The following is a 3,761-nucleotide window of genomic DNA, read 5'->3' on the forward strand; positions in this document are numbered from 1 at the left end:
TGCAGGGCCTGGTCGAGCCAGAGCGGGGTGTCGTTATCGCACAGCGCCAGTGCGATGGCGCCGCTCTCGGCGACCGCCGGCGCCATCGCACTGGCGCTGTGCGATAACGACACCCCGCTCTGGCTCGACCAGGCCCTGCAAGCTTCCGCCGCATTCAGATCCTGGCTCGGGTTCCACACTGGCGCGCCCGTGGCCAACACACCGGCCGATGCGCATTTCGCCTTCATCGCGGCCCCGGCCGAGATGATGTCGCTTGATGGTTTTTCGCAGGGCACGCAGGACTATCCCGACCGTTCGACCACGTTGATCCTGCAAGTCGGCGATCTCGTCTCCGGCACGCCGCTGTTGCTCGAAGGTCCCGGCATCGAAACCAGCGCCACGATCGCGCCGGCACAGATGCCGCGCCATTTCGTCGAGCAGTGGAAACAGAACATCAAGCGCTTTCCGCGTGGCGTCGACATCATCCTCGTCACATCAGGCGGCATTGCCTGCCTGCCGCGCACGACGCGCATCAAGACGATGGAGGCGTAAGATGTATGTCGCGGTAAAAGGTGGCGAAGCCGCAATCGCCAACGCCCACAGCCTGCTTGCCGACCGCCGGCGCGGCGACCGCTCGGTGCCGGCGCTTCGCCTCGACCAGATCGTCGAGCAGCTGGCGCTCGGCGTCGACCGGGTGATGAGCGAAGGCTCGCTCTACGACCGTGAACTGGCCGCGCTCGCCATCGTCCAGTCGCGTGGCGACCTGATCGAAGCGATCTTCCTGGTGCGGGCCTATCGCACCACATTGCCACGCTTCGGCTACTCCAAGCCCATCGACACAGGCACCATGCTGGTCGAGCGACGTGTGTCGGCGACCTACAAGGATCTGCCCGGCGGCCAATTGCTCGGGCCCACCTTCGACTACACGCACCGGCTGCTCGACCCCGAGCTTGCCGCTGGCGCTGACGTCGCCCAGCCCTTGCTGCGCGAGACGGAAGCGCAAGCCATGCCGCGCGTCTCGGCGATCCTCGCCCGCGAAGGCCTGATCGAGCCGGATGGCGAGATGCCGCAGGACCATGTCCCCGGCGACATCACCCGCGAGCCCCTGGAATTCCCGATGGCGCGCGACATCCGCCTGCAGGCGCTGTCACGCGGCGACGAAGGTTTCCTGCTGGCGCTCGGCTATTCCACCCAGCGCGGCTATGCCCGCAACCATCCCTTTGTCGGCGAGATCCGCATCGGCGAGGTCGAGCTCGAGCTCGACGTTCCCGAACTGCCCTTCGCTGTCCCGCTCGGCACTGTCCGTGTCACCGAATGCCAGATGGTCAACCAGTTCAAAGGCTCAGCCAAGGCGCCGCCGCAGTTCACCCGCGGCTATGGCCTCGTCTTCGGCCAGAGCGAGCGCAAGGCGATGGCGATGGCGCTCTGCGACCGGGCGCTGCGCGCGAAGGAGCTCGGCGAGGATGTCGTCGCCGCGGCCCAGGACGAGGAGTTCGTCATCTCACACTCCGACAATGTCCAGGCGACCGGCTTCGTCGAGCATCTGAAGCTGCCGCACTATGTCGATTTCCAGGCCGAACTCGACCTCGTGCGCCGCATGCGCGCCGAACACGACGCCCACCAAAACCCCGTGAAGGTCGAAGAGAAGCGGGAGGCCGCGGAATGATCGAAGGGCTTTCCCACATGACCTTCATCGTCCGCGATCTCGAGCGGATGACCAAGATCCTCGAGGGCGTATTCGACGCACGCGAAATCTATGCCAGCGATGCCGAGCAGTTCTCGGTGTCGCGCGAAAAATTCTTCCTGATCGGCGACATCTGGGTCGCCATCATGGAGGGCGAGCCCTTGCCGGAGCGCAGCTACAACCACATCGCCTTCAAGATCGATGACGCCGATTTTGACCACTATGCCGAGTGCATCGGCAAGCTCGGCCTCGACATGCGCCCGCCGCGCCCGCGCGTCGAGGGCGAGGGCCGCTCGATCTATTTCTACGACGACGACAACCACATGTTCGAACTGCACACCGGCACGCTCAATGAGCGGCTGGCGCGCTACGCCAAGGGATTTGAGGTCGCATCATGACCGACATCGCCACCTACAACTTCGCCTATCTCGACGAACAGACCAAAAGGATGATCCGCCGCGCGATCCTCAAGGGCATCGCCATCCCGGGATATCAGGTGCCGTTCGCCTCGCGCGAAATGCCGATGCCCTATGGCTGGGGCACTGGCGGCGTCCAGGTCACCGCTTCGATCATCGGCCCAGACGATGTGCTCAAGGTGATCGACCAGGGCGCCGACGACACCACCAACGCGGTCTCGATCCGTGCCTTCTTCAAGAAGGTCGCCAACGTCGCGGTGACGACCGACACCGCCAGCGCCACCATCATCCAGACCCGCCACCGCATCCCCGAACATCCGCTGACGGCGGGCCAGGTGCTGGTCTATCAGGTGCCGATCCCGGAGCCCCTGCGTTTCCTCGAGCCGCGCGAGACCGAAACGCGCAAGATGCATGCGCTGGAGGAATACGGCCTCATGCATGTCAAGCTCTATGAGGACATCGCCAAGCACGGCCGCATCGCCACCACCTATGCTTATCCGGTCAAGGTCGAGGGCCGCTATGTGATGGACCCGTCGCCGACGCCGAAATTCGACAATCCCAAGATGCATCGCTCACCGGCGCTGCAGCTGTTCGGCGCCGGCCGCGAAAAGCGCATCTATGCGGTGCCGCCCTTCACCGAAGTGGTCAGCCTCGACTTCGAGGATCATCCGTTCGAGGTGCAGACCTTCGACCAGCCCTGCGCGCTGTGCGCGGCCGAGAATGTCTATCTCGACGAGGTCATCCTCGACGACCATGGAGGCCACATGTTCGTCTGCTCCGACACGGATCATTGCGAGAAGCGGCGGGCGGACGGCCATCACGGCCACCTTGCCCCGGAAAACCATCTTGCCTCGGAAAAAATGGAGCCGGCGCAATGACCGACGAACCGCTGCTGCGCGTCTCGGCGCTCTCCAAATTCTACGGCTCGCGCGTCGGCTGCGACAACGTCTCCTTCGACCTGTGGCCGGGCGAAGTCCTGGCTGTGGTCGGCGAGTCCGGCTCCGGCAAGACGACATTGCTCAACTGCCTGTCGACGCGGCTGCTGCCCTCCTCCGGCAGCGCCAGCTACCGCATGCGCGACGGCCAGTTCCGCGAGCTCTACCGCATGAGTGAGGCCGAGCGCCGCTTCCTGATGCGCACCGACTGGGGGTTTGTCCACCAGAACCCGGCCGACGGCCTGCGCATGACGGTGTCGGCCGGCGCAAATGTCGGCGAGCGGCTGATGGCGGTCGGCGACCGCCACTACGGCAAGATCCGCGCCACCGCCGTCGACTGGCTATCGCGCGTCGAGATCGACGAGGACCGCATCGACGACGAGCCGCGCGCCTTTTCCGGCGGCATGCGCCAGCGCCTGCAGATCGCCCGCAACCTCGTCACCGGCCCGCGCCTGGTGTTCATGGACGAGCCTACCGGCGGCCTCGACGTCTCGGTCCAGGCGCGCCTGCTCGACCTGTTGCGCGGCCTGGTCACCGATCTTGGTCTGGCGGCCATCGTCGTCACCCACGACCTCGCGGTGGCGCGACTTCTGTCGCAGCGCATGATGGTGATGAAGGACGGCCGCGTCGTCGAAAGCGGTCTCACCGACCGCGTGCTCGACGACCCGCGCGCGCCTTACACGCAATTGCTTGTTTCCTCGATTCTGCAGGTTTGACGATGACGCAAACGACTGACGATTGGAGAAC

The 3,761-nt window shown here is 65.2% G+C and carries 5 protein-coding genes; all 5 read left to right on the forward strand.

The window, feature by feature from the left end:
* On the forward strand, positions 1–531 hold a 531-nt coding region (phnH, locus tag EOD15_RS30445; RefSeq protein ID WP_185929121.1), incomplete at its 5' end, for a phosphonate C-P lyase system protein PhnH.
* Position 532: 1 nt separating this feature from the next.
* Complete coding sequence (locus EOD15_RS30450; protein WP_127321059.1) at positions 533–1,645, forward strand: carbon-phosphorus lyase complex subunit PhnI; 1,113 nt, start codon at positions 533–535, stop codon at positions 1,643–1,645.
* Positions 1,642–2,061 carry a FosX/FosE/FosI family fosfomycin resistance hydrolase gene (gene fosX, locus EOD15_RS30455; RefSeq protein WP_127267990.1) on the forward strand — a complete coding sequence of 140 codons (420 nt, stop codon included), beginning with the start codon at positions 1,642–1,644 and terminating at the stop codon, positions 2,059–2,061. Before EOD15_RS30450 ends, fosX begins: the two co-directional genes overlap by 4 nt.
* Positions 2,058–2,957 carry an alpha-D-ribose 1-methylphosphonate 5-phosphate C-P-lyase PhnJ gene (locus EOD15_RS30460; RefSeq protein ID WP_127321058.1) on the forward strand — a complete coding sequence of 300 codons (900 nt, stop codon included), beginning with the start codon at positions 2,058–2,060 and terminating at the stop codon, positions 2,955–2,957. Before fosX ends, EOD15_RS30460 begins: the two co-directional genes overlap by 4 nt.
* Entirely contained in the window at positions 2,954–3,730 is a 777-nt protein-coding gene (phnK, locus tag EOD15_RS30465; protein WP_127267988.1) for a phosphonate C-P lyase system protein PhnK, read from the forward strand. The genes EOD15_RS30460 and phnK overlap by 4 nt, the downstream gene beginning before the upstream one ends.
* Positions 3,731–3,761: the final 31 nt, after the last annotated feature.

The sequence above is a fragment of the Mesorhizobium sp. M7A.T.Ca.US.000.02.2.1 genome, assembly GCF_003996995.1.
Lineage (GTDB): Bacteria > Pseudomonadota > Alphaproteobacteria > Rhizobiales > Rhizobiaceae > Mesorhizobium.